This window comes from Bartonella sp. LJL80 (genome assembly GCF_054871565.1).
On record NZ_JBTXLM010000004.1, the window covers coordinates 429,870 to 454,495 of the forward strand.

The following is a 24,626-nucleotide window of genomic DNA, read 5'->3' on the forward strand; positions in this document are numbered from 1 at the left end:
CAAAACGTATTTTTTCTGGTATAACGACAAAATTCTTTCTACGGATAACTTTTTCCAAACGTTTTGGTGTCAAAATGCGGTTATTGGAAAGGATCAAAGATGGCCGTACGGAAGAAAAATACCACAAAACGTTCTAGAAAAACTTCAGAATCTCACTCGATAACGGGATACATGACGTTCGGAGCTATTTTGATTCTCGGTGCGGCCGGTTGGTATTACTCTCCCGGCAGCCGTAGCGTTGAAAAGAAACAAACAATCGCTATGCAACAAAAAGAAGTGGTAGCCCCCATACAAAAACCTGCCGCTTTCGCATCTGATCCAGTGCTTGGTAATGGATTGCCTAGACCTAAAATTCCCGTCCCTGCTGCTGCCCCTTCTATACAGGTCACTTCGGTCAAGCCTAAAATTGATACCGTTGTCAGTCGTCCGCCCTATTCGGTCGATAGACATCTGCCTCCGAAAGGTCAATTCGCAATCAATAATGCGGCGAATGCGATTTATGCCCAAAAACGTACAACAATTTACTTCAAGGCGGATCAAACGTCGAAGATAGTTGCCTTTGTCGAAAAGGGTCAAGAAATGCGGTCTTATGAAACAAATGGAAGATGGCATCGAATCGTCGTGCCTTCCACAAATATCATCGGCTGGGCGAAGGATGAAACCCTAACGGCATCGAAGTCGCGCAGCGGTATTGATACAAATGCGACCAGTTCAATTAAATAGTAAAATCAAATCCATTGGCGGTTATTTGGCAAAGAACAGCAGAAAAAACCGTCGTCAACAATGATCGCTATCGTTTTCAGTCCATCAAAATCTTTGTCTAAAAGCGATCGATCTCGCGATGAGCTCCTGCATTGCCGAGCTTTCGCTTAACGAACCGGTTTAGCTATTCGTCATGCCCCTGTAGAACTTCACTGATGATGGTTTTTGTAATTTTGCTTTTGCGTTGCAATGCCAAGCGATCAATCGATTCAATAAGATGCTCCAAAGCTAATAAAGAACGCTCCCCACGACTGATAAGAAAACCAATCGTTTGAGCGTCGACGGCAATCTGGCGATCAGCGAAGAGTTTGAACGCGACCGAAGTCAATAATTCATCGTCAGGTTGTTCCAAGCGCGCTAAGGTAACGGATTTCAGTCGGCTGGATAAATCCTCAAGCTCGACATTCCATTGTGAAGGATTGGTCTGCGCTGTCAAAAGTAAAGTCACTCGGGGATCGACCGTGTTGGCCTGCTTCACCGCATTAATGAGATGAAAAAGGGCCACATCTTGCATTGGATTTGCATCGACGTCTTCCAGCAGCACTGAATACCCCTCCCCAACCTTGGTAATGGCCGTATCAATGTCGGTAAGGTTGCCGATAAAAGCGTTCGATAAATTTACCCAAACGCGTGCAAAATGTGTTTTTCCGGCACCATTTGGCCCTGTTAAAACCGCAACGGGCAAAGACCATGATGGCCAGCGTTCAATCAGCTCAAACGCCGCAATATTGCTCTTTGTGACAACAAGATCATCGGGATAGAAATTTGTTGAATGTGAGAGAGCAAGCGGCAATTGTTCGAGCGACGCGTTCATTCTTCACGCTCCACCCGTCCGCTTTGAGAATATAACGGCGATGCAAGATATGTATGCAACGCAAAGCGTACAAGCACGCCCACTGCGGCTGCTGCCGGAACGGCTATCAACATACCTGTGAAACCAAAAAGAGAGCCAAAAGCAAAAAGTGCGAACATCAGCCAAACCGGATGTAGCCCAACGGAGGATCCCACCAGTTTAGGCTGCAAAATATACCCCTCAATAAACTGCCCCACAAAAAATACACCCATGACAACAATGATCCAAGCCCAGTCGTCTGGATAAAATTGCACCCATGCTACACCGACGGAAAGCACAAAGCCTGTCATTGAGCCGACATAAGGAATAAAACTGATCAGGCCAACAAAGAGACCAATTAACAGTCCGAAATTAAGCCCTGCGACTGTAAGGCCAGCTGCATAATATGCACCCAAAATTAGACAAACCGTGCCCTGCCCCCGTATGAAACCGGCGACAGCTCTATCCATTTCATGAAAAATACCACGAACCGTTTCCAAATGATCCCTTGGTATCCACGAGTCGATTGTTTCGACCATACGTTCCCAATCGAGCAGCATGTAAAACGCAACGACAGGAGCAACAACGAACAGGCTGACGAGATTGACGATCGATTTACCAGAATTCAAAACCGAATTCAGGACCGATTTGACAAGATCGGAGCTTTGTCCCAACATCGCCTGAATATTCGATTGAATTTCAGTCGGGTCACTACCCAGATAGCTTTTTATCCAATCAAAACTATGCTCTGTAAAAAATGTCTGAATCCGATTGACGTAAACTGGAAGACCGTCACGAATAAATTGTTGTAACTGCGAACTAATGACCGGAATAAGGATTGTTAGTGCAACCACCAAGACAAGCATGATGAATATTGTAATAAGAACCGTACCCCAAACGCGGGAAATACCAAACCTTTCAAGCAGTTCGACAATCGGATTAAGAAAATAGGCGAGTGCAATTCCTGCCACAAACGGTAAGAGCACCGAACTGAAAACGAACATGAAGATGATAAAAAATAGTAACGTACCGAGCCAGAAAACCGCTTGCTTTTTCACGCTGCCGCGAAATGGTACGCTTGCATAGGCCGGCACGTAAACCGGCCTTCGTGATCTGCCGCCTTTTGGGGCCTTTTTTTTCGTTTTTGTGGCCTGTTCGGCACTGTCTTTTTCAACGTGTGTCTTGCTCATGGAAATCCGCGCGGTTCATTATCCTATCTGATATGCGACTTCTTTGCGCAAGGTCAAGCAAACAATCGTTTATATCTTTCACGAGACTGCGATAAAACTTGCAGGATCACCGCGATCATGGCATTGCGTAGCGATCTGAATGTGATCTTGAACGAGGACGAATTCAATGAGCGACAATAAAAGCGTTGGCAATAATCTAACCTATGCGGATGCCGGCGTCGATATTGATGCGGGCAATGCAATGGTGGAAAAAATCAAACCATTGGTCCGCTCCACCCGTCGTGCGGGCTCTGATACTGAGATTGGTGGTTTTGGCGGCTTGTTCGATCTTAAGGCGGCTGGCTTCAAGGATCCTATTCTCGTTGCAGCGAATGACGGCGTTGGCACTAAGCTTAAAATTGCCATTGATTGTGGGATACATGACACGGTTGGTATTGATTTGGTGGCCATGTGCGTCAATGACCTTGTAGTTCAAGGGGCAGAACCCCTTTTCTTTTTGGATTACTTTGCAACGGGAAAACTCGATGCCGACCAAGGCGCGAAAATTGTAGCTGGTATTGCGGAAGGCTGCCGGCAGGCGGGTGCTGCGTTAATTGGTGGTGAAACAGCTGAAATGCCTGGAATGTACGCCAAGGGCGATTACGACCTTGCCGGTTTCGCTGTCGGGGCAGCGGAGCGGGGACATCTTTTGCCGAGTGAAAGTTTAAAGGAAGGCGATGTCATTCTAGGTCTGGCATCTTCCGGCGTCCATTCTAATGGTTTCTCTCTCGTTCGAAAAATCGTTGAACGCAGTGGATGCGGCTGGAACGATAAGGCTCCCTTTGACGAAACCCAATCGCTTGCTGAAGCATTGCTGACACCTACAAAAATCTACGTCCGTTCTCTGCTTTCAGTTATAAAAGAGCATCATGGCATTAAGGCTCTGGCTCATATTACCGGCGGCGGTTTTCCTGAAAATATTCCGCGTGTTCTTCCCGATCATTTAGCCGCGCAGATCGATCTTCCCGCCATTCACGTACCAGCGGTGTTTTCATGGCTGGCACAGCAAGGAAATATTGCTGAAAAAGAAATGTTGCGCACCTTCAATTGCGGCATCGGAATGATTGTTGTGGTGCGTGCGGAAGCGGCGAATGAAGTTGCAGATGCTCTGATTGAGAATGGCGAGAAGGTTATTCGCCTCGGCAGCCTCATTCACCGTGAGACTTCCGGCGTGACCTATCAAGGTAAGCTTGCCCTATGAAAAAAAGGATTGTAATTTTTATTTCGGGTAGTGGATCAAATATGATCGCACTGGCTGAAGCAGCACGTCAAAAGGACTATCCAGCAGAAATTGCCGCGGTGATAAGTGACCGCAACGATGCAGGGGGTATCGAAAAAGCCAAGGCACTCGGTATTGCCACCCATTGCATTGAACGTAAATCATATCCGACGAAATCGGCTTTTGAACAGGCAGTCCTTGATACGCTGGAACTCTATAATCCCGATATTATCTGCTTGGCCGGATATATGCGCTTAATATCCAACTTTATTATCGCGCCTTATAGTGGTCGGATATTAAACATTCATCCCTCGCTTCTCCCGCTCTTCAAAGGCCTTGATACGCATCAAAAAGCGATCGACGCCGGCGTCAAGGTTTCTGGCTGTACAGTCCATTTGGTCACTGAGGGTATGGATGAAGGCCCGATACTTGGCCAAGCCTGCGTACCGGTTTTAACGGGCGATACAGCAAAATCATTGGCACAGCGGGTTTTAAAGGTAGAGCACCAACTATACCCTGCGATTCTGCGCGCCTTTATTGAAGGTAAACATAATTGCGTAGATGCAGAACAACAGCTTTTTGCATTTTAGCTGGCTGATCTCCTGACATTTTGACCATCAAAGCTCGTCATCAGAAAAGCGCTTGTACTGACGTAGAGTTTTTATGGCGCTACAATGTCCGTAGCAAGCGAAAGAGACAGACCTGCGGTTGCCAATCTGTTAAGAGGTAAATGCATATTTCTCTATCTATGGGGGAAATTTTTCCCCTTATTCTTCTGATGCTTGCTAACAATATTTTTTGAAAAAACGTTACCTACGCCTTCATACATTATCAACCAATCAAAAGCATAATTCTGCAATCTCTATTCAGAAGGCAGATTTGTTGTGCGTAAATTGGAAACGACATTATTACTAGGTTTCAGCATTGTCATCGGGGGATGCATGTCGGATTCCCTGAAAAGTATGCAGTTTTCTTCGCAAAAACCTTCGTCTGAGACAACGGGAAGTATCCGTTCTGATTCTGCTCTCAAGAATGTGACCGATTCAGATTATGCTGCATGGAAAAGCGCTTATAGTGTTTATGATCGGCAAGCATCAGCCTATTGGGATCAGGTGAGCGAAAAGCGAAAAATCCGCAACCAAAAACGCGCTGCCGGACAATCTATTGCATTATCCGACTATGTTCTTTCACAACCACCTCTATATAACGGTCCTCGCAAACCTCCTTCAAAAACGCCGCCAAGCGGTTCCAAAGGAACAATCCCGGGAACTGCTGATTTTATTGCCGCATCTAAAAAAATATATGGGTTTGCCCCAGAACGTCCGGCAAACGAAGCGGAATTTATGCGCGCTTATGCAAACGCTGCGCAGCAAGTGGGGTTAACGCGTCAACAATTGGTTGCTGTTTACGCATTTGAAACCGGTGGCGACGGGACACACGACCTGCAGTCTGGCATGATCAAAGGTCGTGAAAATGCCAGACCGATATCGACTGCTATTGGATATAATCAATTGGTTGCGACAGCCAGTGTCAGCTTAATGTGGGAATATGGTGGGGAAATCGCGAACGAATTGCGCTCACGTGCACAAAACAGCAGTGGTGCGGAGAGAACACGTCTTTTGTCGAAAGCTGCCGTGGTTGACAAAATGACGGCAAAAGCAAAGACAGTGCCTCATCGGTGGAGCGCGCAGGCTGAGCTTGCCAAAACGGAAGCTGGTCTTGGAATGCACGCAATGACGATGGACAAGGATGTCGGACCTCTCCTGCAAATTCATAAACTGAAGACGTCTCTAGCTTTTCTAAGGCGAAAAGGTGTTTCTCGTTCTTTAACTGGCGCGGAACTTGAAATGCTCAATCTTACGGGCGATGGAAACGGCTATGATATGGTGACGATGCCAACCGCATTTCGTGACAAAGTCCCGACAGCCAATTTTTTCCTGCGTATCGGGTATGAGCGCAATCCTGTAGCCATAAGAAACAATACTGTCTCGCAATTACTCGTCGCGACAGAAAACAAAATGCAGGCAAATATGCAAAAAGACGGCGCGCAATTGCTTAATCGTGTTTTTCAATCGTCTGCTGTTGCCAGTAACTAGACTAGGGTTTTAAGCACAGAGTAATCATTACCGGAACCGTACACATTGCCGTTGTGACACCGGCCGCTTATTTTTTAGATAGGGTAGTTTTTACATATATAAAAAGGCGGCGCAAGGCCGCCTTAGACATGTTTACTCTGCAGAGACTATCTTGCCTTCATGCCACTTATACATTGAAAAAACCTTTGATGTCATATCGCCGCGATCTCCATATGTAATATTTCCTAGGGTCGTTGCGATTGGCTCACCCGATTTTACGGCTTTAGCGACTGCTTCCGGATCATTTGCAGAACCTGCCTTTTCGATACCATAGGCCAGCACTTGCACAGCCGCATAACCATTCAACGTAAATGTTTCTGGCGGAATAGACTGTGCCTGTAGCGCATTCACTGCGGCTTGAGCTTCAGGATTGGTGCGAACATCAATGGAGTTAGTAAACATTGTGCCTTCAGCAGCATCTCCCGCGATCGACCACAATTCGGATGTGTTGAATCCGTCGCCACCGATAAGCGGAGCCTCAACACCTTGTTCACGCATCTGCTTCAGAAGCAAGCCAGCTTCTGGATGGTAGCCACCAAAATATACATAATCGACGTTTTCAGATTTCAAACGTGTGACCATCACGCTGTAGTCCTTTTCGCCTGGACTGATGTTTCCATAATAAACTTCATTGACACCACCACGGTTGAGCGCCGTTTTGAAGGCATCTGCCAGTCCCTTACCGTAAGTGGCTTTATCATGGATGATTGCTATGCGTTTATCCTTGAAGTTCTTGACATAAAAGTCTGCCGCATAGTCACCTTGCTGATCATCACGGCCAATGGTGCGCAAAATATTCCACATGCCCCGCGATGAAAGTTCCGGTGTTGTAGACGATGGCGTTATCATCAGAACGCCGTTTTCTTCAAGCACATTCGAAACCGGCAAAGACGAGTTCGATGTCACGGGGCCGACAACATATAGTATCCCCTCACCGACAACCTGATTGGCCGCAGAGACGCCCTGCTTTGGGTCTGCTGCATCATCAAAAACTTTCAGTACAAGCTTTTCGCCGTTTACGCCGCCCTTTTTATTGATTTCTTCAACGGCGACTTTCGCACCATTACTCACTTGTATACCGTATGCAGCAACAGCGCCTGTAACAGGCCCTATGAATCCGATGGTAATATCAGCTTGAGCAGTGGTAGCCCAAAAACCGCCGCACATCGCCAAAGCCGAAACGGTAGAAATTAAAATTTTACGCAATATTTCACCCTCCTGATCATTGTAAAGAATTTCATATTCGCACCTGCTGTGCACGAATTCAATGTTGTATCCACACTGGCAACGAAAAAACGTTATACATCTGGAGCGCCTTCAAGCGTTTGCTTCACTTTAAGTGCAAGCTGCTTAAGCGTAAACGGTTTTGACAAAAAGCCAAATACCGCATCCTCAGGCAGATTCTTGGCAAAAGCATCCTTTGCGTAGCCTGAAACAAAAACAAACTTTATCTCAGGATATTTTTTTCGAAGTTCGCCGAGAAGCGTCGGCCCATCCATCTCCGGCATCACCACATCAGAGACGACGATGTCGACAGCGCCCGCTTGCTCTTCTAGGATTTCGAGTGCTTCGACACCGTTACCGGCCTCTAGAACTGTGTAACCACGCGATTGCAGCGCGCGTACGCCGCCCATTCTCACAGCGTCTTCATCCTCTACCAGTAGCACAGTCGCTGAACCAGAAAGGTCGGTGTTCTTGTCTGCCAGAGCGGATTCTTGCCCGCTCAATTGCGGTTGGCTGACAGCACTATCGACCAGTGGACGAATGTGGCGAGGAAGAAAGATACGAAATACTGTGCCTTTGCCCTCCTCGCTATCACAGTAGATATAACCACCTGACTGCTTAATGATGCCATAGACCATTGATAGGCCGAGCCCTGTACCTTTACCAACCTCTTTGGTCGTAAAGAACGGCTCGAACATTTTTTCTTTGACAGCATTTGCGATGCCAGTGCCTGTATCTTGGACATCAAGTTCCACATATTCTCCTGCTGCCAATCCGTCATACCCAAATTTCAAGCTTTCATCTCGGTCAATATTGGATGTTGAAATTGTCACACAACCACCTTCTGGCATTGCATCCCGTGCATTGATAACCAAATTCATCAACACACGCTGAAAAGATGACTGATCGACCTCTACATCCCATAGGTCACGACCATGGATGACTTTCAATTGAACATTACTACCGAGAAGAGGCATAAGAAGATTACGAACGTCAGATAAAAGCTCAGTAAGATCTATTACTTCCGGCCGCAGAGTTTGACGGCGGGAAAAGGCTAAAAGCTGTTGAACGAGCGACGCCGCGCGATTGGCATTGTTTTTTATATTAATCAGATCGGAGTGAGCGGGGTCGGAACTGCGGTGGCTTGCCAGTAGAAGATCGCATGACATAAGAATCGCGGTCAAAACATTATTGAAATCATGTGCGATACCGCCTGCAAGCTGACCGACAGCCTGCATTTTCTGGCCTTGCACCATCTTATCCTCAAGTGTTTTTTGTTCCGTGGTTTCGATGACGGAAAGAATGGCTGCTTCATCTCCAGATTGTTGTGGCCCGCGATTGGAAGGGATAAAATAAAGTCGCAGATGGCGTGAAGCCTCTGCTGCCATAACTGTTTCCAACATGGGAGCAGCGTGCATGCCAGATACTGCTTGTTTCAAGATACGCTCAATGCGAGAACCATCGCTTTGCTCAACGAGCGTTCTCAGATTAACTGGCGGCTGTGTATCTCGAGAAATTCCGAAAAGCTGAGCAAATGGCGCATTGATACGCAGCAATTCACCATTTTTTCCGACAGTGGCAATGGCAAAAGGAGATTGATCAAAAAAACATTCAAATTTGCCATTATCTGCGTTGGACGGTAGCTGCTTTGTTTCTGTGGAGCTAAGCGGAACGATAACCATGCGATAGATGATATCTTCTTCATCTCTCACTCCATTATACGACAGATAAGCGCGATACTGGGTGCTTGTTCCCACGTGATCACGTGGCTGCACTGGAAATCCGACTACCCCGCTCGCAGACTGACACAGCTGCTCTATCTCTTTCCATGTTGAAAATTGCTTTTCTGTCGCGAAGAGTTGACTAAATTCTATCTTGCCAACATCAAAAGCTGCGAGATCAATACTGAACCAATCGGCAAGCGTCGCATTCACGTAGATAATTTTACCATTTCCGTCCAATGAGAGGAAACCAACAGGTGCCTGATCAAGATGGTTGATGGCTTCCTGTAAGTTTTGGAATAATGGCTCGTTTTTCTGCTGCGTGGAACCCATATCCGCCAAACGCCACATGAGCATCAACCTATGGCCGTCACGCAATGGCTTTACAGACAGGCTATACCAAAATTGCGTATCAGATAGCGCTTGACTGAACATCGGCTTGTTCAGTCGCACCTCTTCCCGACCACACTCACCCGCTAGCGCTTTCGCCTTCAAACGATACATTACGGCATCAAAATCACTCGATATAGAAAGTGAATTGAAAATGTTTGGATCGTGATTTTTGAACAGCTGCTTGTAAGACGCGTTTGCTCGGATCACCATTCCAGAGCTGTCTGTCAGCACCAAAGCATCATCCAATTGGTCAAGCAGTAAAATGTCTTCTTCCAGTCCAGAATGTGTATGGTGAAAAACACCGAGACTGAAACTTAACAGTGCCGAAAATCCCACCGTTGCCAAAAGCAAAAAAATGATGAGGAAAGATAGATTCAGTTTTTCAAAACTGCTCCAGTACGCAACCGGCAACAGACCTATTATGAACAGCAGTAAGAGTGCACTTAACACTCTTAGAAAAAACATCATGCGGGCCGGAAATAACGATGTTTGTCTATGTGGCAATCGTTTTTCCATTTCTAGCCTGCGCCTTTCAAATTGACGAATGATTCTGTTTGCATATAGTGCCTGAATTGAGCACTGGCATGAAGCCTTGGCTTTGTCTTACCCAATGTTTATCCTGCAAATTTATCTGGCCCTAGCCAAGTTTTTGGTGGATCGGGGGTGTTGCGTATTCCTTTTTACCTTTAAGACGCCATGTTCTGGCTATAAAACGTCTATAGAGTTTGAAATGCGTGTGTTGCATATTCGAAATATTACAGGAGACTTAGTATGAACGCCTGGTTATCAAACCAGATTGGGAGCTCAGCGGCTAACATCATCACCAGCCTTGTCGTTCTCGTCGTGGTCATTGCTGCAATTGCGATAACCATTGCGGTTCTGCGCAGATTCAACGGCGGCACTTTTGTCATGGGTGGCAAGGGTCGTACTCCGCGACTTTCAGTTCGCGATGCAGCTGCGGTCGATCGTACGCGCAGGCTGGTACTTGTTAGGCGTGATAACGTAGAACATCTTATATTGATAGGTGGCCCTACCGATGTCGTTATCGAAACGAACATTGTTACCGGTAGCGATCTTGCCGACCACCGTCAGCATTACCCAGATGTTGTTCAAGCCTCCACAAAGGATACCAACATCCATAAAGAACCCGTATTAGCGGAGCCTGATATTGAGGTAAGGCGTCCACACATGGCTACACCGCGTATGCAGAGTTCTCCAACGCAAAATATTAACAGCGCGGTTGAACACGCCTCCAGGCAACCAATTCAACCAACACCATCATTGCAAAACGCTCCGTTACGTCACGATGCAAGCCAAGATTTGAGAGATGATAAAATTTCAGCAGAAATAGAAGGCCGCAGAGAACCGTCTTTAACGGTGCAGCCCAATGATAGTACACGGCATGTCAATTTAGGTGATGAATTCGACCGAATGTTTGAAGATGAACTTCGCGAAGCGGTTCGGGTGGATAAGCCCTGATAGCCGATAAACTAAAACGCCCTCAATTATATGAGGGCGTTTTAGTTTGAAAACTATTAATCGTCTCGATAGACTTTTTCACGTTTTTCATGCCGTTCCTGTGCTTCTAACGATAAAGTAGCTATCGGACGTGCATCAAGACGTTTAATACTGATTGGCTCACCAGTTTCCTCACAATACCCATAGGTACCATCATTAATCCGCTCGAGCGCTGCATCAATCTTTGATATCAGCTTTCTTTGCCGATCACGCGCGCGCAATTCAATCGCACGATCTGTTTCTGAAGAGGCTCGGTCTGCCAAATCCGGTTGATTGGCATTTTCTTCCTGTAGATTTTCAAGCGTTTCACGCGCTTCACGCAAGATATCACTTTTCCAGGCAATCAACTTCGCACGGAAATATGCTTTCTGCCTTTCGTTCATAAAAGGCTCGTCTTCGGTAGGACGATATTCAAGTGTAATCGCTTCGCTCATAACCATAAAGTCTCCACATATGGTAGGTGCGCCTCTATATATTGTGCAAGATGCAGCAACACAAGACAAAAGATTTTGCTTTATTGGTTTTTCAACATGTTGATATTGCAAAGAAATGACAACATCTTCTTTATTATGAAAAATGATGTTACAACTTTTGCCTGTCCGTCACCGCTCGTCAACCTATAATTTCACCCCCTCATATCAGGACACATACCAAGTGATTTTTCCTACAATTGCATTACTGCGTCATGCAGAGGCCGAGAAAGCCAAAACTGGTATGCTGGACTTCGACAGGCCGTTGTCACAACATGGAAGGGAGCAAGCAAGACATATCGGAGCTGAAATTCGGGAAAGTTTGAAACCGCCGTTGCATGTCTTGTGCTCGCCTTCCTTGCGAACAAAGCAGACATTAGAGGCGCTCGACCTCACCATTTTGGCCGATATTAATTACTATAACCTGTTGTATGATGGTGGTGTAGATGATTATTTGACACTGCTTCGTCAGGAATATAGGCCCTCAACGTTGCTCATTGGACATAATCCGAGCATTGCCGAGGTGGCATTTCGGCTTTGGGATAAACATAGTTCTAAAACGTATTTTTCCAAAAATTTCCCTCCGGCAACGCTCGCTCTGTTGTCTTTACCGAAGACCGCGACGGCCGACCTGTCAGGACAATGTGTGATGAATGATATATACCACGCATAGCCGCCATCCCCTTGTTGCCAAGAACGACAGGCCCCATATAGCAAAAGTTATCGGGTGTTATTGAAAAGGAACAAGTGTATTTGGCTTCATTCACCTCCCTGAAGGATGAGACTTTCATCGCGCTCGATGCCTTGGCCGATCGCACGGCCAGTATAACACGACCAACCTTGCGGCTTGGTGTTACCGGACTTTCACGTGCTGGAAAGACCGTGTTCATTACTTCCCTAGTCCGCAATCTTGTTGAAAACGGCCGCTTACCTATGTTTGAGGTTATGCGCGAAGGACGCCTTGTTCATGCAGAACTTACTGAAAGCTCTGACGGTAAAATACCTCGTTTTGAATATGAAAAACACGTTGATGCGTTGATAAGTGACAGGATATGGCCGGATTCCACCCGTTCAATATCACAATTGCGTCTCAAATTGGATTATACACCGCGGCCTTCTGCGTTGCAGCTGCTCCCGCGAGGCAAGCTGAACATCGACCTCATTGACTATCCGGGTGAATGGTTGCTGGATCTGCCGCTTCTAAATAAAAGCTATCGCGAATTTTGTGTAGAAGCCATAGAACGAGCAAGCTCACCGCAGCATTTTTCGCATTCTGAAGACTGGCGTGCTGAAATACAAAGCATCAATATTTTATCTGATGCGAGTGAGGGCGATATAGAACGCCTGTCCGACAGTTTTAAACACTATCTCAGATCGGCAAAAAACGACGATAATATCATTTCCGTTTTGCCTCCGGGGCGTTTTTTAATGCCGGGTGACTTTGAAGGTGCTCCCGCGCTGACTTTCTCTCCCCTGCCCGATCTTGGATATAGCCATTTTCCTGAGCGTTCCATCGCAGGCGTTATGGAACGTCGATATGAAGCTTACAAAAAACACATCGTAAAGCCTTTTTTTCGCGAACATATTGCACGACTGGATAGGCAAGTCATTCTTGTTGATGCACTGCAGGCCATAAATGGCGGCCGCGCTTCGATCTTAGAGATGCAGAGAGCTTTAGGCGAAATTCTATCCAGTTTTCGGACAGGAAAGAACAATTGGATTACCAATCTTTGGAAACACAAAATCACGCGTATTCTCGTTGCTGCGACAAAGGCTGACCATCTTCATCACACCAGTCATGACCACCTGGAAACAATCACCGCCGAGATCGTGGCAGATGCTGTAAAGGCTGCAGGATATCGTGGTGCCGCAACTGATACGCTTGCTCTTGCAGCAGTAAGATCGACACGTGAGGGAACCTTGCGGAAAAACGGTGATGAATTGCCTATCGTTATCGGTACCCCTATGCCAAATGAGGTCGTGGATGGACTGATCTTTGATGGAGAAACAGAAACCGGTATTTTTCCCGGTGATCTACCCGATACACTGGGACGGCTTATTGATGCGCCGAACAAAAATCTGTTGAAGTTTGTGCGTTTCCGCCCGCCGCAAACCTTTCGTCAAGATGCGTTTCCCCACATTCGTCTTGATCGGGCTTTGGAATTCCTTTTTGGAGATTATCTCTCATGAATAGTCGCAAGCCACAGGCCATTACGGATCTATCTTCTGTAGTGGAAGAACAGGAAAATCCTTTCACGACTGAAGACACAACAGAGTTGGAAAAACTCGGTCTTGTCGCGCCGGAACGTATTGGTTCAGCTTTCGGTTGGGGAAAACTATGTCTTTCTGCGCTATCAGTGTTAATAATTCTAAGTCTCGGATTATGGGCTGACGGACTGGTTCGCTCGTTGTTTGAACGATACAGCTTTTTGGGATGGACGGCACTCGCTGCAACACTTATCGGTTTCCTGGCTCTGTTGATCTTCATCTTAAACGAGATACGCGCGTTGATGCGGCTGCGTTCTGTTGATCACCTAAGAGATGAAGCAGCAATTGCGGTCAAAAATGATGACATGGTTATGGCGAGAAAGTCTGTCGATGATCTTATCCGCTATACATCTCATACGGCTTTTACATTTGGCGGGCGCAGCGCGATGCAATCCCACCGCCATGATATTATAGACGGGCGCGGCCTCATTCACTTAGCCGAACATGAAATTCTACGGCCATTGGATTTGGAAGCGCGGAAGATCATCCTTGGATCAGCCAAACGCGTATCCATCGTGACGGCCGTCAGTCCGCGTGCTTTGGTAGATCTGGGGTATGTGCTCTATGAATCTACTCGCCTTATCCGCAAGCTCGCTACATTGTACGGAGCTCGCCCGGGACGTTTCGGTTTCATCGCACTCGCGCGCCGTGTATTGGCACATTTAGCTGTTACCGGCAGCTTGGCTATCGGTGACGGGTTGGTGCAACAAGTTATAGGTCAGGGATTGGCAACGCGTCTTTCGGCCCGTTTGGGCGAAGGTGTTGTGAACGGCTTAATGACAACGCGCATTGGAATCGCTGCCATGGACGCTTTACGGCCTTTTCCGTTCGACGGGCAAAGGCGACCAGGCTTGAGCGACTTCACGAGCGATCTTATTGGTCTCAACGGGCAGAAGCCAAAAACACGCGAAAAAAAACAAAACAGCACGTCAGATTCAGAATAAAGCATTAACCATTTCTATTCATAATGATGGCAATTGATTGCTGTGTTTTATGCGGCGTCTGACCTGAGTAACGTGTAGAAGTAGAGTAGTACCAAAATGAAAATCATCTTCAAGTCGCTTGTTGCAATTTCGCTGCTCTCCTGCACTTTGACCAATAATGCCTACGCTTCCGATAGTGATGCTGATTTTTTCCGTTCGATTGAAGGCAATTGGTCAGGTCCAGGTGAGGTGGTCGCGGGTAAATATAAAGGGACAAAATTTACCTGTAATTTTGCGGGGACTTCTGAAGTTGTCCAAACCGGCATGACATTGGACGGCAATTGCCGCGTTGGCGTTTTTTCTCAACCTATGAAAGCGACGGTTTTGCGTGGCCCCACCGGGTTTTCCGGTGCATTTAACGATGGGTCAAAAGGTGAAGGTCTTGACGTCATTTCGGGTAAAGTCGGGAGTGACCATATGGTATTCGGGCTTAATCGAAAGCAATTAAACGGTGCAATGATGGCCAGACTTGCTGATAAAAACTCGATGAATATAACGGTTTCAGTTAAGATCGAAAATGATCTCATACCCGTAGTTGGAATGAAGCTGAAACGTACAAGCGACCTTACACGCGACGTAGCAAAGAAATAATCACGTTAGTGGTAAGGTATGATAGGCACGATTGAGATACATCAATGCGTCGTCTGCCTGATTGCGTTTAATTGCCACAACCTCACCGATTAAGACATAATGTGTAGCGTGAACATGCCAACTGACCAGTTGGCAATCGAGCGATGCGAGTGCATCATCCAGAACTGGCGCACCGGTTTTTAGCGTCTGCCATTGCCCAGCCAAAAACCGTTCTGTCTGATTTAACTTGCCCCGCCCGGCAAAAATATCCGACAGGTCGCGATGATGACCAGCCAGTGTATTGATGCAGAATTTCTCGTTATCGATGAAAAGACGGTTTTCCTGGTTGTGACGCATGAGGCAAACCAGAACCGTAGGCGGATCATCTGAAAGGGAACAGCAGGCTGAAATGGTTACACCGCGCTTTCCCCTCACTCCATCGGTCGTGACAATGTGAACCGCCCCCGCAAAATGGCTCATCGCATCACGATATTCCAGCGGTGATACAGTCTCGATAGGTGGCCCGTAGGGTATCAGATGTGTAGAATGCTCAGTCATTATTCCGACTTATACAGCTTTGAGAAACTTTCAAGTACAGATCATGCAATTATCACTATCTGATAACTCTTTTTGACGCAATTTTATAGATCATTTGTCAATCATCGTTTTAAACATATTTGCAGAAATTGGTCCATCGTCATGTGGATCAGCCGTAAATGCGGGTTTAACATCATTGCCTTCCATGATAGGAAGCGTCAACGCAGGAGAGAGACATGCCCCGTCAACAGTTGATTGCCCCCTCTATTTTAGCTTCCGATTTTTCAAAACTCGGACAAGAGGTAACGGATGTCATCGATTCCGGCGCCGATTGGGTCCATATAGATGTCATGGATGGGCATTTCGTTCCTAATATCACATTCGGACCAGATGTGGTGAAGGCGATACGTCCATTGACGGATGCTGTTTTCGACGTCCATTTGATGATATCGCCTGCAGATGCTTATTTAGAAGCGTTTGCAAAGGCTGGTTCTGATATTATTACAGTTCATGCAGAAGCTGGCCCCCATATTCATCGTTCACTGCAGGCAATCAAATCATTGGGCAAAAAGGCTGGAATTGCGGTTAATCCGGGCACGCCCGAAGGGGTTATTGAATACCTTCTCGATCAATTGGATCTTATCCTGGTTATGACCGTCAACCCGGGCTTCGGCGGTCAAAGCTTCATTCCTGAAACTGTAGAAAAGATAAAGCGCATTCATGCCATGATCGGACAGCGTCCTATTGATCTTGAGGTTGACGGCGGTGTCACAACCGAGACTATTGGTATGGCTGCGAAGGCAGGTGCCAATGCGTTTGTCGCCGGTTCAGCCATCTATAAAAATGGCAGTAAAGAAATCTATAAAACTCGTATCGAAGCGCTTCGCAGAGCTGCGCAAGACTGAACATAAGGAAAACACCATGATCCCGCGTTATTCCCGTCCTGAAATGGTTGCAATTTGGTCGCCTGAAACTAAATATCGCATCTGGTTCGAAATCGAAGCCCACGCCTGTGATGCTTTGGCAGAGCTCGGTGTTATTCCCAAGGAAGCAGCCAAGACCATATGGGAAAAAGGCGGCAGTGCGACGTTTGACGTCGCACGGATTGATGAGATCGAAGCGGTTACCAAACATGATGTTATAGCATTTCTGACACATCTGGCGGAATTTATCGGCCCCGATTCCCGTTTCGTTCATCAGGGCATGACGTCCTCGGATGTGTTGGATACAACGCTCAATGTGCAATTGATGCGTGCCAGCGATATTCTGCTTGCCGATATTGATCAACTTTTGGCAGCTCTAAAAAAACGCGCATTTGAGCACAAAGACACGGTAACGATCGGTCGTAGCCACGGGATCCATGCCGAACCGACGACCTTCGGTGTTAAACTGGCATTGGCATATGCAGAATTTTCTCGTTGTCGCGCGCGTCTGGTTGCAGCGCGTGAAGAGATTGCTACATGTGCGATATCAGGTGCTGTCGGTACATTTGCCAATATCGATCCGCGTGTTGAGGAGCATGTCGCAAAAGCGTTAGGCATGCATCCAGAACCTGTATCCACTCAGGTCATCCCGCGCGACAGGCACGCAATGTATTTTGCGACACTGGGTGTCTTAGCTTCTTCCATTGAACGCCTTTCGGTTGAAATCCGACATTTGCAGCGCACAGAAGTTCTTGAAGCAGAAGAATATTTCTCTCCGGGCCAGAAAGGCTCCTCTGCAATGCCGCATAAGCGTAATCCCGTTTTGACTGAAAACCTGACTGGACTGGCCCGTATGGTGCGCTCTTTTTCGATACCTGCCATGGAAAATGTCGCATTGTGGCATGAACGTGATATTTCGCATTCCTCTGTTGAACGCTTCATTGGCCCGGACGCAACAATCACGTTGGATTTTGCGTTGGCGCGGATGACATCCGTTATTGAGAAACTTCTTGTTTACCCCGATAATATGATGAAAAACATGAATAAATTTCGTGGATTGGTGCACTCGCAACGCGTATTGTTGGCTTTGACGCAAGCAGGCGTCAGCCGTGAAGATTCCTACCGCCTTGTCCAGCGCAATGCGATGAAAGTTTGGGAACAGGGCAAAGACTTTCTTGAAGAATTATTAGCCGATGAGGATGTTCGTAAAGCTTTGAGCGAAGAAGAAATTCGCGAAAAATTTGATCTTGGCTATCACACCAAACATGTTGATACGATTTTCCATCGTGTTTTTGGTTGAATTTTCGCGTATAATTCAGTCGATAGTTTATAAGAATGGAGGCTGGTGGATATCTTATTTTTCACCAGCCTTCATTGTTAAAGGAAAGGCAACTGCGTGCGATCATGAAAGCAAGTCAGCTCGATATTCTTATTGTGCCGGGTTACACAGGTTCGGGGCCTGAGCACTGGCAAACCCGCTGGGAGAAAAAACTTTCGACAGCACGTCGGGTTGAACAGGCAGAATGGTCAAAGCCGGTTCTTGAGGACTGGGTTTATCAGGTTGAGAAGGCCGTCGAAGAAGCTGATAAACCTGTCGCAATTATAGCGCATTCGCTAGGTGTTCCAACTGTCATCCAAGCGGTACCCCGTATCGCAAAGAAAGTGCGCGGAGCTTTTCTCGTCGCACCACCCGATGTCGCTAATCCGTCGATAAGGCCAAAACATCTCATGACCTTTGGACCATATCCGCGTGAAGCATTACCCTTCCCTTCACTAGTAATCGCAAGCCGCAATGATGAATATTGCAGTTTCGATGTCGCTGAAAATATCGCGAAAGATTGGGGTTCTTTGTTTCTAGATGCTGGGGAAGCCGGACATATCAATGCAGCATCCGGCCATGGTCCATGGCCAGAAGGCCTCATGGTCTTATCGCAATTTCTTGCAAAGCTTTAGAGCGAATTTTGATCTGATTGGATTAGATCGACGCTCTAGCCTATTGTTTACAATCCATTTTTTATTCACAAACCGTTTAACATTTTTCGCAAAACGCTCTAAATTCGATCTTGAATACATAGAAAAACCCGCTTCAAAGCCAAATGCTTGCAGCGGGTTTTCTTTTTAACAAATAATTCTTAGCTCGCTTGAAAATGTGCAAGCGATTCTTGCATGAGTTGCGCCATTTTTTCACGCAGTTCATTTTCATCCACCGGTAGATTAGCGGTCGTGAAATCTGCAACGATCTTGGCAATGACATCATCTTCGCGACCGTGCTTTAAAGCGGTCATAACGACATCCTTCGCATAGGCATCAGCAGCATCGCCGTTTTTGCCCAAACGGTCTGCAGCCCACAAACCAATCATACGATTACGATGGGCATCTGCTTTAAACCGAATTTCCTCATCCAACACATATTTTTTTTCAAAAGCGCCTTCACGCTCTTTCATTCCATCCATCGAAGTGTCTCCTGCTCATTCGGTGTTGTTTGAGTTATTTTACTTCTCTTGCCGTATTTAAACACTGTAGGCAAGACCATAACCATAAATTTGTCGGTTCAAAACGCTAAAAACTGACAGAAGCGAGCCATGCGGTCATTGAGAAATGTGTGCAATTGGTTTAGGGAAGAGTTGAACAATTTATTATCCCGACAAACAGTAGAGAATCACGATGAATCGTCGCCACCGTATTTATGAAGGCAAGGCAAAAATCCTCTATGAGGGACCAGAGCCTGGCACGTATATCCAGTTTTTCAAAGATGATGCTACTGCATTTAATGCAAAAAAGCACGAAGTCATTGATGGTAAAGGCGTGTTGAACAACCGCATTTCTGAATATATTTTCACGCAGCTTGATAGGCTTGGCATCCCTACGCATTTCATAAAGCGGGTAAATATGCGTGAACAGTTGATTAAAGCTGTTGAAATCATTCCGCTTGAAGTTGTTGTGCGTAACGTCGCTGCCGGTTCACTCTCCAAGCGTCTTGGTATTGAAGAAGGCACACTGCTGCCGCAATCCATCATCGAATATTATTATAAAAAAGATGAACTCGATGATCCGATGGTTTCAGAAGAGCATATCACAGCTTTTGGCTGGGCCAGCCCCCAAGAGCTTGAAGACATTATGCAGCTTTCCATTCGCATAAACGATTTCCTTTCAGGACTATTTATTGCTGTCGGTATCCAGCTTGTCGACTTCAAAATGGAGTTTGGCCGGTTGTGGGAAGGCGATATGATGCGGATTGTGCTGGCAGATGAAATTTCGCCAGATTCAGCACGTCTCTGGGATATTCATACCAAAGAAAAAATGGACAAAGACCGTTTCCGTCGCGATATGGGCGGGCTAGTTGAAGCCTATCAAGAGGTTGCAAGACGTCTCGGCATCATGAACGAAAATGAACAACCCCGCCCCACGGGTCCTGTTCTTGTAAAATAATATCGGCGGGCGGCTAACTGGCCGCCTTTGCCTTTTCTGCCACGATGGCAATAATCGCAGGAAAGAATAATGAAAGCGCGTGTTACAGTTACTTTAAAAAATGGTGTTCTCGATCCACAGGGAAAAGCTATTGGTGGCGCATTGGATAGTCTCGCCTTTACAGGCGTCCAATCTGTCAGACAAGGCAAGGTCTTCGACATCGTATTGGACGATATGTCGGCAGACAACGCAAAAAAGCAGCTAACACAGATGTGTGAGCAGCTATTGGCAAACACCGTTATCGAAAATTACCAGATCGACCTCATCTGATCGGACACTATGATGAAAACAGCCGTAATTCAGTTACCGGGGCTCAACCGTGATCGCGATATGATCGCCGCATTGCATCAAGTCACCGGTATTGAACCGCTAAAAATCTGGCAGACGGAAACAACCCTTCCTGATGTCGATCTTATCGTTATCCCCGGTGGATTTTCCTATGGCGATTACCTGCGATGCGGCGCGATTGCCGCACGTATGCCGGTCATGCAAGCTATCCGGGAAAAGGTTTCCAAGGGTGTCAGAGTTATGGGTGTGTGCAATGGTTTCCAGATTCTTCTGGAAGCCGGATTATTGCCTGGTGCGCTTATGCGCAATGCGTCATTGAAATTTGTCTGTCGTGAAGTGAAGCTTGAGGTTGTTAACGCGCATACCATCTTTTCGAAAGCTTACGCTCAAGGTCAACTTATTAGATGCCCCGTCGCCCACCATGATGGTAACTACTTTGCAGATCCAGATACACTTAAAAAACTGGAAGATAACAGCCAGGTCGTATTCCGTTATGCCGAAGGAACCAATCCTAACGGCTCAGTCCATGACATCGCTGGTATTGTTAATGAGCAGGGTAACGTGCTCGGCATGATGCCGCATCCTGAGAACCTTATCGAAGCCGCTCATGGCGGTGTGGATGGGCGTGGTTTATTTGCCAGCGTTTTAGAGGTAGCAGCGTGAAGAATAAAAAACAGTTACTCTTGGTCTGTCTTTCCGCATCAATAGTGGTCGCGTCTTGTGTAAGGCCCGGCCCCGGTAATATTGAGCTTGCCAGTGGCGAAACCTCTTTAAAAACCATGGAACATATAGCATTGACTGCCAATCAATGCTGGTTCAAGGGTAATAAGAGCGAATTTAGAACTTACAGACTTGCGCCCGAACTTCAATCCTATTCGGGTCGCCCGCGTATTCTCGTCGTTCCTTATAACAACCCAGGTGGAAAACCTCTGCTTGTAGTAGAGGCTGAAGGTCAGCCAGCTAAAGTATCGGCTTACGGCCCGCTCATGGGAAGCCCTATGGGGAACGACATTGCTGATGATCTTGATCGCTGGACAAAGGGCGACAATCAGTGCTGATAAACTCTCTTTTTTATGGAGCAGATACCAATGAGCGTGAATAACGACATTGCGATTACACCTGAACTCATTGCAGCCCACGGTTTGAAACCGGATGAATACGATCGTATTCTGAAGCTCGTCGGTCGGGAGCCCACATTTACGGAACTGGGTATTTTCTCGGCAATGTGGAACGAACATTGTTCTTATAAATCATCAAAAAAGTGGTTACGTACCCTTCCTACTGCAGGTCAATGCGTCATTCAGGGGCCGGGTGAAAATGCTGGTGTCGTTGATATTGGCGATGGTGAATGCGTGGTTTTCAAAATGGAAAGCCATAATCACCCGTCTTATATCGAACCCTATCAGGGCGCGGCCACCGGTGTTGGCGGTATCTTACGCGATGTATTTACTATGGGCGCACGGCCCGTTGCTGCTATGAATGCTTTGCGCTTCGGTGCGCCGGATCACCCGCGCACGAAACATCTGGTTTCAGGTGTCGTTTCAGGCGTCGGTGGCTATGGCAATGCTTTTGGCGTTCCAACCGTTGGAGGAGAAGTCAATTTTGACAAGCGCTATAATGGCAACATCCTTGTCAATGCTTTCGCGGCGGGTATAGCAAAGACAAATGCGATTTTCTATTCCAAAGCCGAAGGTGTTGGCCTACCAGTCGTCTATCTCGGTGCGAAAACAGGGCGCGACGGTGTTGGCGGCGCGACGATGGCATCTGCTGAATTCGATGATACCATTGAAGAAAAACGCCCCACCGTGCAGGTTGGGGATCCGTTCACGGAAAAATGTCTTTTGGAAGCTTGTCTTGAATTGATGGCTTCAGGAGCTGTCATCGCGATCCAGGATATGGGGGCCGCCGGTTTAACGTGTTCGGCCGTTGAAATGGGGGCCAAGGGTGATCTTGGGATTGAACTCAATCTCGATCTTGTGCCCATCCGTGAAGAAAACATGTCTGCTTACGAGATGATGCTTTCCGAAAGTCAGGAACGCATGCTAATGGTTCTGAAACCAGAACTTGAAAAGCAGGCTGAAGCTATTTTCCATAAATGGGGATTGGATTTTGCCATCGTCGGCAAGACGACTGACGATTTGCGTTTCAGGGTTTCTCATCAGGGGCACGAAGTTGCAAATCTTCCTATCAAAGAACTTGGTGATGAAGCGCCGGAATATGATCGGCCTTGGACTGAACCTAACGTTCCTGAGCGTATTGACGCAAATGAGATCAAACAAGTGGACGATCTTGGCGCAGCTCTAGTAACCCTTCTTGGCTCAGCCGATCAGAGCTCACGCCGTTGGGTTTATGAACAATATGATACGCTGATCCAAGGTAATAGCCTCGTCCGTCCTGGTGGTGATGCGGGTGTTATTCGCGTCGATGGGCATGGGAAAAAAGCGCTCGCTTTCTCCTCTGATGTTACGCCACGCTATTGCGAAGCCGATCCATATGAAGGCGGCAAGCAGGCCGTTGCTGAATGTTGGCGCAATATAACGGCAACGGGCGCTATACCATTAGCCTCGACAGACAATCTCAACTTCGGAAACCCGGAAAAACCTGAAATTATGGGACAACTGGTTTTTGCGATTAAAGGTATTGGCGAAGCATGTAAGGCGTTGGATTTCCCGATTGTTTCGGGAAATGTGTCACTTTACAATGAGACAAATGGTGAAGCCATTCTGCCCACTCCAACGATGGCCGGCGTAGGCTTATTGGCCGATTGGAATAAAATGGCACGCATCGACGGGATGCAACAGGAAGATGTTATCGTATTGGTTGGCGGATGTGGCTCTCATCTCGGTCAATCTATCTATTTACGCGATATCCTGAACCAGACATCTGGTACGGCACCTCATGTTGATCTTGATCTCGAGAAGCGCAACGGGCTTTTTGTGCGTGAACTTATCCAGACTTCAAAGATACATGCGTGTCATGATTTGTCCGATGGCGGTTTGGCACTTGCTTTGGCAGAGATGGTGATCAAATCAGGTAAAGGCCTAAAAGTGCGCCTCACCGGGAATACACCAAAACATGCCGAGCTTTTTGGTGAGGATCAGGCACGCTATATCCTTTCAGTGCCTGCAGACACCATAAAGTCTATTGAAGCGGATGCTGTAAAAGCAGGCGTACAAGTGGATGTCATCGGTAAAGTCGTTGGCGACACAATGGCTGTCGAAGACGTTTTCGATCTGCCTATTGATAAATTACAACATGCCTATGAAAGCTGGTTTCCAGATTTTATGGGAAATGAATAAACGACGGTCGCATCAAAATAGATGGTATGATATTTTGACACCGGATGAATAGGATAGGAGAATACCCCATGGCAATGGACGCACATGCGATTGAAACACTCATTCGCGAAGGCATTCCCGACGCCAAAGTGACAATCCGCGATTTAGCTGGTGATGGTGAACATTATGCGGCTGAAGTGGTGGCGGAAAGCTTTCGGGGAAAAAATAGGGTGCAGCAGCATCAGATGGTATACGAGGCTTTAAAAGGTAATATGGGCGGTGTTTTGCATGCCTTGGCCCTACAAACCAGTGTACCTGAATAATGATGATGAAGCCGAGATACTTGTTATTATGCTTCACCAACCTTAAATGATTTGACATGCCGGCGGCCGGATGAGGTTGCCAATACGGAAGGAAAACAAATGAGCGCTGCCCGCGATTTTATTGACAATGAAGTTAAATCCAATGATGTCGTTCTATTCATGAAAGGGACACCAGGTTTTCCGCAGTGTGGATTTTCTGGACAAGTTGTTCAGATTCTGGATTATCTCGGTCTTGACTATAAAGGCGTCAACGTTCTGACATCAGACGAATTGCGTCAGGGCATCAAGGATTATGCAAATTGGCCAACCATTCCTCAACTCTATATTAAAGGCGAGTTTGTTGGCGGCTGCGATATTATCCGTGAGATGTTCCAGGAAGGCGAGTTGCAAAAGCTTCTTGAAGAAAAAGGTATAGCTGTTAAAACAGCATAACTGTTTGGATTTTGATTAAAACTATGTGAGGGTGCCGATCAATGGTCGGCACT

Annotated in this window: 26 protein-coding genes; 19 read left to right on the forward strand and 7 right to left on the reverse strand. The window is 46.8% G+C overall.

What is annotated here, in order from left to right; genetic code table 11:
• Positions 1-99: 99 nt before the first annotated feature.
• Complete coding sequence (locus ACYSNS_RS08795; RefSeq protein ID WP_461722761.1) at positions 100-723, forward strand: hypothetical protein; 624 nt, start codon at positions 100-102, stop codon at positions 721-723.
• 163 nt (positions 724-886) lie between these two features.
• On the opposite strand, the gene ACYSNS_RS08800 is transcribed toward ACYSNS_RS08795, so the two are convergent.
• Both ACYSNS_RS08800 and ACYSNS_RS08805 read right to left on the reverse strand, forming a co-directional pair.
• A complete protein-coding gene (locus ACYSNS_RS08800; RefSeq protein ID WP_461722762.1) occupies positions 887-1,576 on the reverse strand; it encodes a P-loop NTPase family protein in 690 nt (229 codons plus the stop codon).
• Positions 1,573-2,784: an AI-2E family transporter gene (locus ACYSNS_RS08805; RefSeq protein WP_461722763.1), complete on the reverse strand. Its 1,212-nt coding sequence runs from the start codon at positions 2,782-2,784 to the stop codon at positions 1,573-1,575. The genes ACYSNS_RS08800 and ACYSNS_RS08805 overlap by 4 nt, the downstream gene beginning before the upstream one ends.
• 166 nt (positions 2,785-2,950) lie before the next feature.
• On the opposite strand from ACYSNS_RS08805, the gene purM reads away from it, so the two are divergent.
• From purM to ACYSNS_RS08820, 3 genes are all read left to right on the forward strand, one after another.
• Positions 2,951-4,024 (forward strand): phosphoribosylformylglycinamidine cyclo-ligase, encoded by a 1,074-nt coding sequence (purM, locus tag ACYSNS_RS08810; RefSeq protein ID WP_461722764.1) that lies wholly within the window; start codon positions 2,951-2,953, stop codon positions 4,022-4,024.
• Positions 4,021-4,632 (forward strand): phosphoribosylglycinamide formyltransferase, encoded by a 612-nt coding sequence (gene purN / locus ACYSNS_RS08815; protein ID WP_461722765.1) that lies wholly within the window; start codon positions 4,021-4,023, stop codon positions 4,630-4,632. Before purM ends, purN begins: the two co-directional genes overlap by 4 nt.
• 294 nt (positions 4,633-4,926) lie before the next feature.
• A complete protein-coding gene (locus ACYSNS_RS08820) occupies positions 4,927-6,138 on the forward strand; it encodes a hypothetical protein (RefSeq protein ID WP_461722766.1) in 1,212 nt (403 codons plus the stop codon).
• Positions 6,139-6,270: 132 nt separating this feature from the next.
• Here the strand turns inward: ACYSNS_RS08820 and ACYSNS_RS08825 are convergent, their stop codons facing one another.
• Both ACYSNS_RS08825 and ACYSNS_RS08830 read right to left on the reverse strand, forming a co-directional pair.
• Positions 6,271-7,374, reverse strand: a complete 1,104-nt coding sequence (locus ACYSNS_RS08825) for a branched-chain amino acid ABC transporter substrate-binding protein (protein WP_461722857.1) — start codon at positions 7,372-7,374, stop codon at positions 6,271-6,273.
• Between the two features lie 101 nt (positions 7,375-7,475).
• Positions 7,476-10,031: a response regulator gene (locus ACYSNS_RS08830; protein ID WP_461722767.1), complete on the reverse strand. Its 2,556-nt coding sequence runs from the start codon at positions 10,029-10,031 to the stop codon at positions 7,476-7,478.
• 255 nt (positions 10,032-10,286) lie between these two features.
• Between ACYSNS_RS08830 and ACYSNS_RS08835 the strand changes: the two genes are divergently transcribed.
• On the forward strand, positions 10,287-10,994 hold the full coding sequence (locus ACYSNS_RS08835; RefSeq protein WP_461722768.1) for a flagellar biosynthetic protein FliO: 708 nt from the start codon (positions 10,287-10,289) through the stop codon (positions 10,992-10,994).
• A gap of 56 nt (positions 10,995-11,050) precedes the next feature.
• On the opposite strand, the gene dksA is transcribed toward ACYSNS_RS08835, so the two are convergent.
• Positions 11,051-11,467 (reverse strand): RNA polymerase-binding protein DksA, encoded by a 417-nt coding sequence (gene dksA / locus ACYSNS_RS08840; protein ID WP_461722769.1) that lies wholly within the window; start codon positions 11,465-11,467, stop codon positions 11,051-11,053.
• A gap of 142 nt (positions 11,468-11,609) precedes the next feature.
• Between dksA and ACYSNS_RS08845 the strand changes: the two genes are divergently transcribed.
• The 4 genes from ACYSNS_RS08845 to ACYSNS_RS08860 all read left to right on the forward strand — a co-directional run bounded on the left by ACYSNS_RS08845 (position 11,610) and on the right by ACYSNS_RS08860 (position 15,345).
• Positions 11,610-12,176, forward strand: a complete 567-nt coding sequence (locus tag ACYSNS_RS08845; RefSeq protein WP_461722770.1) for a SixA phosphatase family protein — start codon at positions 11,610-11,612, stop codon at positions 12,174-12,176.
• Positions 12,177-12,256: 80 nt separating this feature from the next.
• On the forward strand, positions 12,257-13,693 hold the full coding sequence (locus ACYSNS_RS08850; RefSeq protein ID WP_461722771.1) for a YcjX family GTP-binding protein: 1,437 nt from the start codon (positions 12,257-12,259) through the stop codon (positions 13,691-13,693).
• Positions 13,690-14,715 carry a YcjF family protein gene (locus ACYSNS_RS08855; RefSeq protein ID WP_461722772.1) on the forward strand — a complete coding sequence of 342 codons (1,026 nt, stop codon included), beginning with the start codon at positions 13,690-13,692 and terminating at the stop codon, positions 14,713-14,715. Before ACYSNS_RS08850 ends, ACYSNS_RS08855 begins: the two co-directional genes overlap by 4 nt.
• A 96-nt stretch (positions 14,716-14,811) precedes the next feature.
• Complete coding sequence (locus ACYSNS_RS08860; RefSeq protein ID WP_461722773.1) at positions 14,812-15,345, forward strand: hypothetical protein; 534 nt, start codon at positions 14,812-14,814, stop codon at positions 15,343-15,345.
• Here the strand turns inward: ACYSNS_RS08860 and ACYSNS_RS08865 are convergent, their stop codons facing one another.
• Positions 15,346-15,882, reverse strand: a complete 537-nt coding sequence (locus ACYSNS_RS08865; RefSeq protein WP_461722774.1) for a flavin reductase family protein — start codon at positions 15,880-15,882, stop codon at positions 15,346-15,348. It abuts the gene before it with no gap.
• A gap of 215 nt (positions 15,883-16,097) precedes the next feature.
• Between ACYSNS_RS08865 and rpe the strand changes: the two genes are divergently transcribed.
• The 3 genes from rpe (at position 16,098) to ACYSNS_RS08880 (ending at position 18,737) form a co-directional block, all read left to right on the forward strand.
• Positions 16,098-16,766 (forward strand): ribulose-phosphate 3-epimerase, encoded by a 669-nt coding sequence (gene rpe, locus ACYSNS_RS08870; RefSeq protein WP_461722775.1) that lies wholly within the window; start codon positions 16,098-16,100, stop codon positions 16,764-16,766.
• Positions 16,767-16,782: 16 nt separating this feature from the next.
• Positions 16,783-18,084 (forward strand): adenylosuccinate lyase, encoded by a 1,302-nt coding sequence (purB, locus tag ACYSNS_RS08875; RefSeq protein ID WP_461722776.1) that lies wholly within the window; start codon positions 16,783-16,785, stop codon positions 18,082-18,084.
• Between the two features lie 104 nt (positions 18,085-18,188).
• The gene (locus ACYSNS_RS08880; protein ID WP_461722777.1) at positions 18,189-18,737 is read left to right on the forward strand and encodes an RBBP9/YdeN family alpha/beta hydrolase; all 549 of its coding nucleotides are present in this window, start codon (positions 18,189-18,191) and stop codon (positions 18,735-18,737) included.
• A gap of 179 nt (positions 18,738-18,916) precedes the next feature.
• On the opposite strand, the gene ACYSNS_RS08885 is transcribed toward ACYSNS_RS08880, so the two are convergent.
• A complete protein-coding gene (locus tag ACYSNS_RS08885; protein WP_461722778.1) occupies positions 18,917-19,237 on the reverse strand; it encodes a DUF1476 domain-containing protein in 321 nt (106 codons plus the stop codon).
• A gap of 211 nt (positions 19,238-19,448) precedes the next feature.
• Here ACYSNS_RS08885 and purC point away from each other — a divergent pair, with 211 nt between their 5' ends.
• From purC to grxD, 7 genes are all read left to right on the forward strand, one after another.
• Complete coding sequence (gene purC, locus ACYSNS_RS08890) at positions 19,449-20,213, forward strand: phosphoribosylaminoimidazolesuccinocarboxamide synthase (RefSeq protein WP_461722779.1); 765 nt, start codon at positions 19,449-19,451, stop codon at positions 20,211-20,213.
• 69 nt (positions 20,214-20,282) lie between these two features.
• A complete protein-coding gene (gene purS / locus ACYSNS_RS08895; RefSeq protein WP_461722780.1) occupies positions 20,283-20,522 on the forward strand; it encodes a phosphoribosylformylglycinamidine synthase subunit PurS in 240 nt (79 codons plus the stop codon).
• A gap of 12 nt (positions 20,523-20,534) precedes the next feature.
• Positions 20,535-21,203, forward strand: coding sequence for a phosphoribosylformylglycinamidine synthase subunit PurQ (gene purQ / locus ACYSNS_RS08900; protein WP_461722781.1), 669 nt, complete (start codon positions 20,535-20,537; stop codon positions 21,201-21,203).
• Positions 21,200-21,598 carry a hypothetical protein gene (locus ACYSNS_RS08905; protein WP_461722782.1) on the forward strand — a complete coding sequence of 133 codons (399 nt, stop codon included), beginning with the start codon at positions 21,200-21,202 and terminating at the stop codon, positions 21,596-21,598. Before purQ ends, ACYSNS_RS08905 begins: the two co-directional genes overlap by 4 nt.
• Before the next feature lie 30 nt (positions 21,599-21,628).
• Complete coding sequence (gene purL, locus ACYSNS_RS08910; RefSeq protein ID WP_461722783.1) at positions 21,629-23,839, forward strand: phosphoribosylformylglycinamidine synthase subunit PurL; 2,211 nt, start codon at positions 21,629-21,631, stop codon at positions 23,837-23,839.
• Positions 23,840-23,907: 68 nt separating this feature from the next.
• Positions 23,908-24,141 (forward strand): BolA/IbaG family iron-sulfur metabolism protein, encoded by a 234-nt coding sequence (locus tag ACYSNS_RS08915; protein WP_461722784.1) that lies wholly within the window; start codon positions 23,908-23,910, stop codon positions 24,139-24,141.
• Between the two features lie 99 nt (positions 24,142-24,240).
• The gene (grxD, locus tag ACYSNS_RS08920; RefSeq protein ID WP_461722785.1) at positions 24,241-24,573 is read left to right on the forward strand and encodes a Grx4 family monothiol glutaredoxin; all 333 of its coding nucleotides are present in this window, start codon (positions 24,241-24,243) and stop codon (positions 24,571-24,573) included.
• The last annotated feature ends 53 nt before the right edge of the window (positions 24,574-24,626 follow it).

Bases quoted from the DNA above. Each gene is read 5' to 3' on its own strand.
- ACYSNS_RS08795 (WP_461722761.1), top strand. From the start codon at position 100: ATGGCCGTACGGAAGAAAAATACCACAAAACGTTCTAGAAAAACTTCA.
- ACYSNS_RS08800 (WP_461722762.1), bottom strand. From the start codon at position 1,576: ATGAACGCGTCGCTCGAACAATTGCCGCTTGCTCTCTCACATTCAACA.
- ACYSNS_RS08805 (WP_461722763.1), bottom strand. From the start codon at position 2,784: ATGAGCAAGACACACGTTGAAAAAGACAGTGCCGAACAGGCCACAAAA.
- purM (WP_461722764.1), top strand. From the start codon at position 2,951: ATGAGCGACAATAAAAGCGTTGGCAATAATCTAACCTATGCGGATGCC.
- purN (WP_461722765.1), top strand. From the start codon at position 4,021: ATGAAAAAAAGGATTGTAATTTTTATTTCGGGTAGTGGATCAAATATG.
- ACYSNS_RS08830 (WP_461722767.1), bottom strand. From the start codon at position 10,031: ATGGAAAAACGATTGCCACATAGACAAACATCGTTATTTCCGGCCCGC.
- ACYSNS_RS08835 (WP_461722768.1), top strand. From the start codon at position 10,287: ATGAACGCCTGGTTATCAAACCAGATTGGGAGCTCAGCGGCTAACATC.
- dksA (WP_461722769.1), bottom strand. From the start codon at position 11,467: ATGAGCGAAGCGATTACACTTGAATATCGTCCTACCGAAGACGAGCCT.
- ACYSNS_RS08845 (WP_461722770.1), top strand. From the start codon at position 11,610: ATGATGTTACAACTTTTGCCTGTCCGTCACCGCTCGTCAACCTATAAT.
- ACYSNS_RS08855 (WP_461722772.1), top strand. From the start codon at position 13,690: ATGAATAGTCGCAAGCCACAGGCCATTACGGATCTATCTTCTGTAGTG.
- ACYSNS_RS08860 (WP_461722773.1), top strand. From the start codon at position 14,812: ATGAAAATCATCTTCAAGTCGCTTGTTGCAATTTCGCTGCTCTCCTGC.
- ACYSNS_RS08865 (WP_461722774.1), bottom strand. From the start codon at position 15,882: ATGACTGAGCATTCTACACATCTGATACCCTACGGGCCACCTATCGAG.
- rpe (WP_461722775.1), top strand. From the start codon at position 16,098: ATGCCCCGTCAACAGTTGATTGCCCCCTCTATTTTAGCTTCCGATTTT.
- purB (WP_461722776.1), top strand. From the start codon at position 16,783: ATGATCCCGCGTTATTCCCGTCCTGAAATGGTTGCAATTTGGTCGCCT.
- ACYSNS_RS08880 (WP_461722777.1), top strand. From the start codon at position 18,189: ATGAAAGCAAGTCAGCTCGATATTCTTATTGTGCCGGGTTACACAGGT.
- ACYSNS_RS08885 (WP_461722778.1), bottom strand. From the start codon at position 19,237: ATGGATGGAATGAAAGAGCGTGAAGGCGCTTTTGAAAAAAAATATGTG.
- purC (WP_461722779.1), top strand. From the start codon at position 19,449: ATGAATCGTCGCCACCGTATTTATGAAGGCAAGGCAAAAATCCTCTAT.
- purS (WP_461722780.1), top strand. From the start codon at position 20,283: ATGAAAGCGCGTGTTACAGTTACTTTAAAAAATGGTGTTCTCGATCCA.
- purQ (WP_461722781.1), top strand. From the start codon at position 20,535: ATGAAAACAGCCGTAATTCAGTTACCGGGGCTCAACCGTGATCGCGAT.
- purL (WP_461722783.1), top strand. From the start codon at position 21,629: ATGAGCGTGAATAACGACATTGCGATTACACCTGAACTCATTGCAGCC.
- ACYSNS_RS08915 (WP_461722784.1), top strand. From the start codon at position 23,908: ATGGCAATGGACGCACATGCGATTGAAACACTCATTCGCGAAGGCATT.
- grxD (WP_461722785.1), top strand. From the start codon at position 24,241: ATGAGCGCTGCCCGCGATTTTATTGACAATGAAGTTAAATCCAATGAT.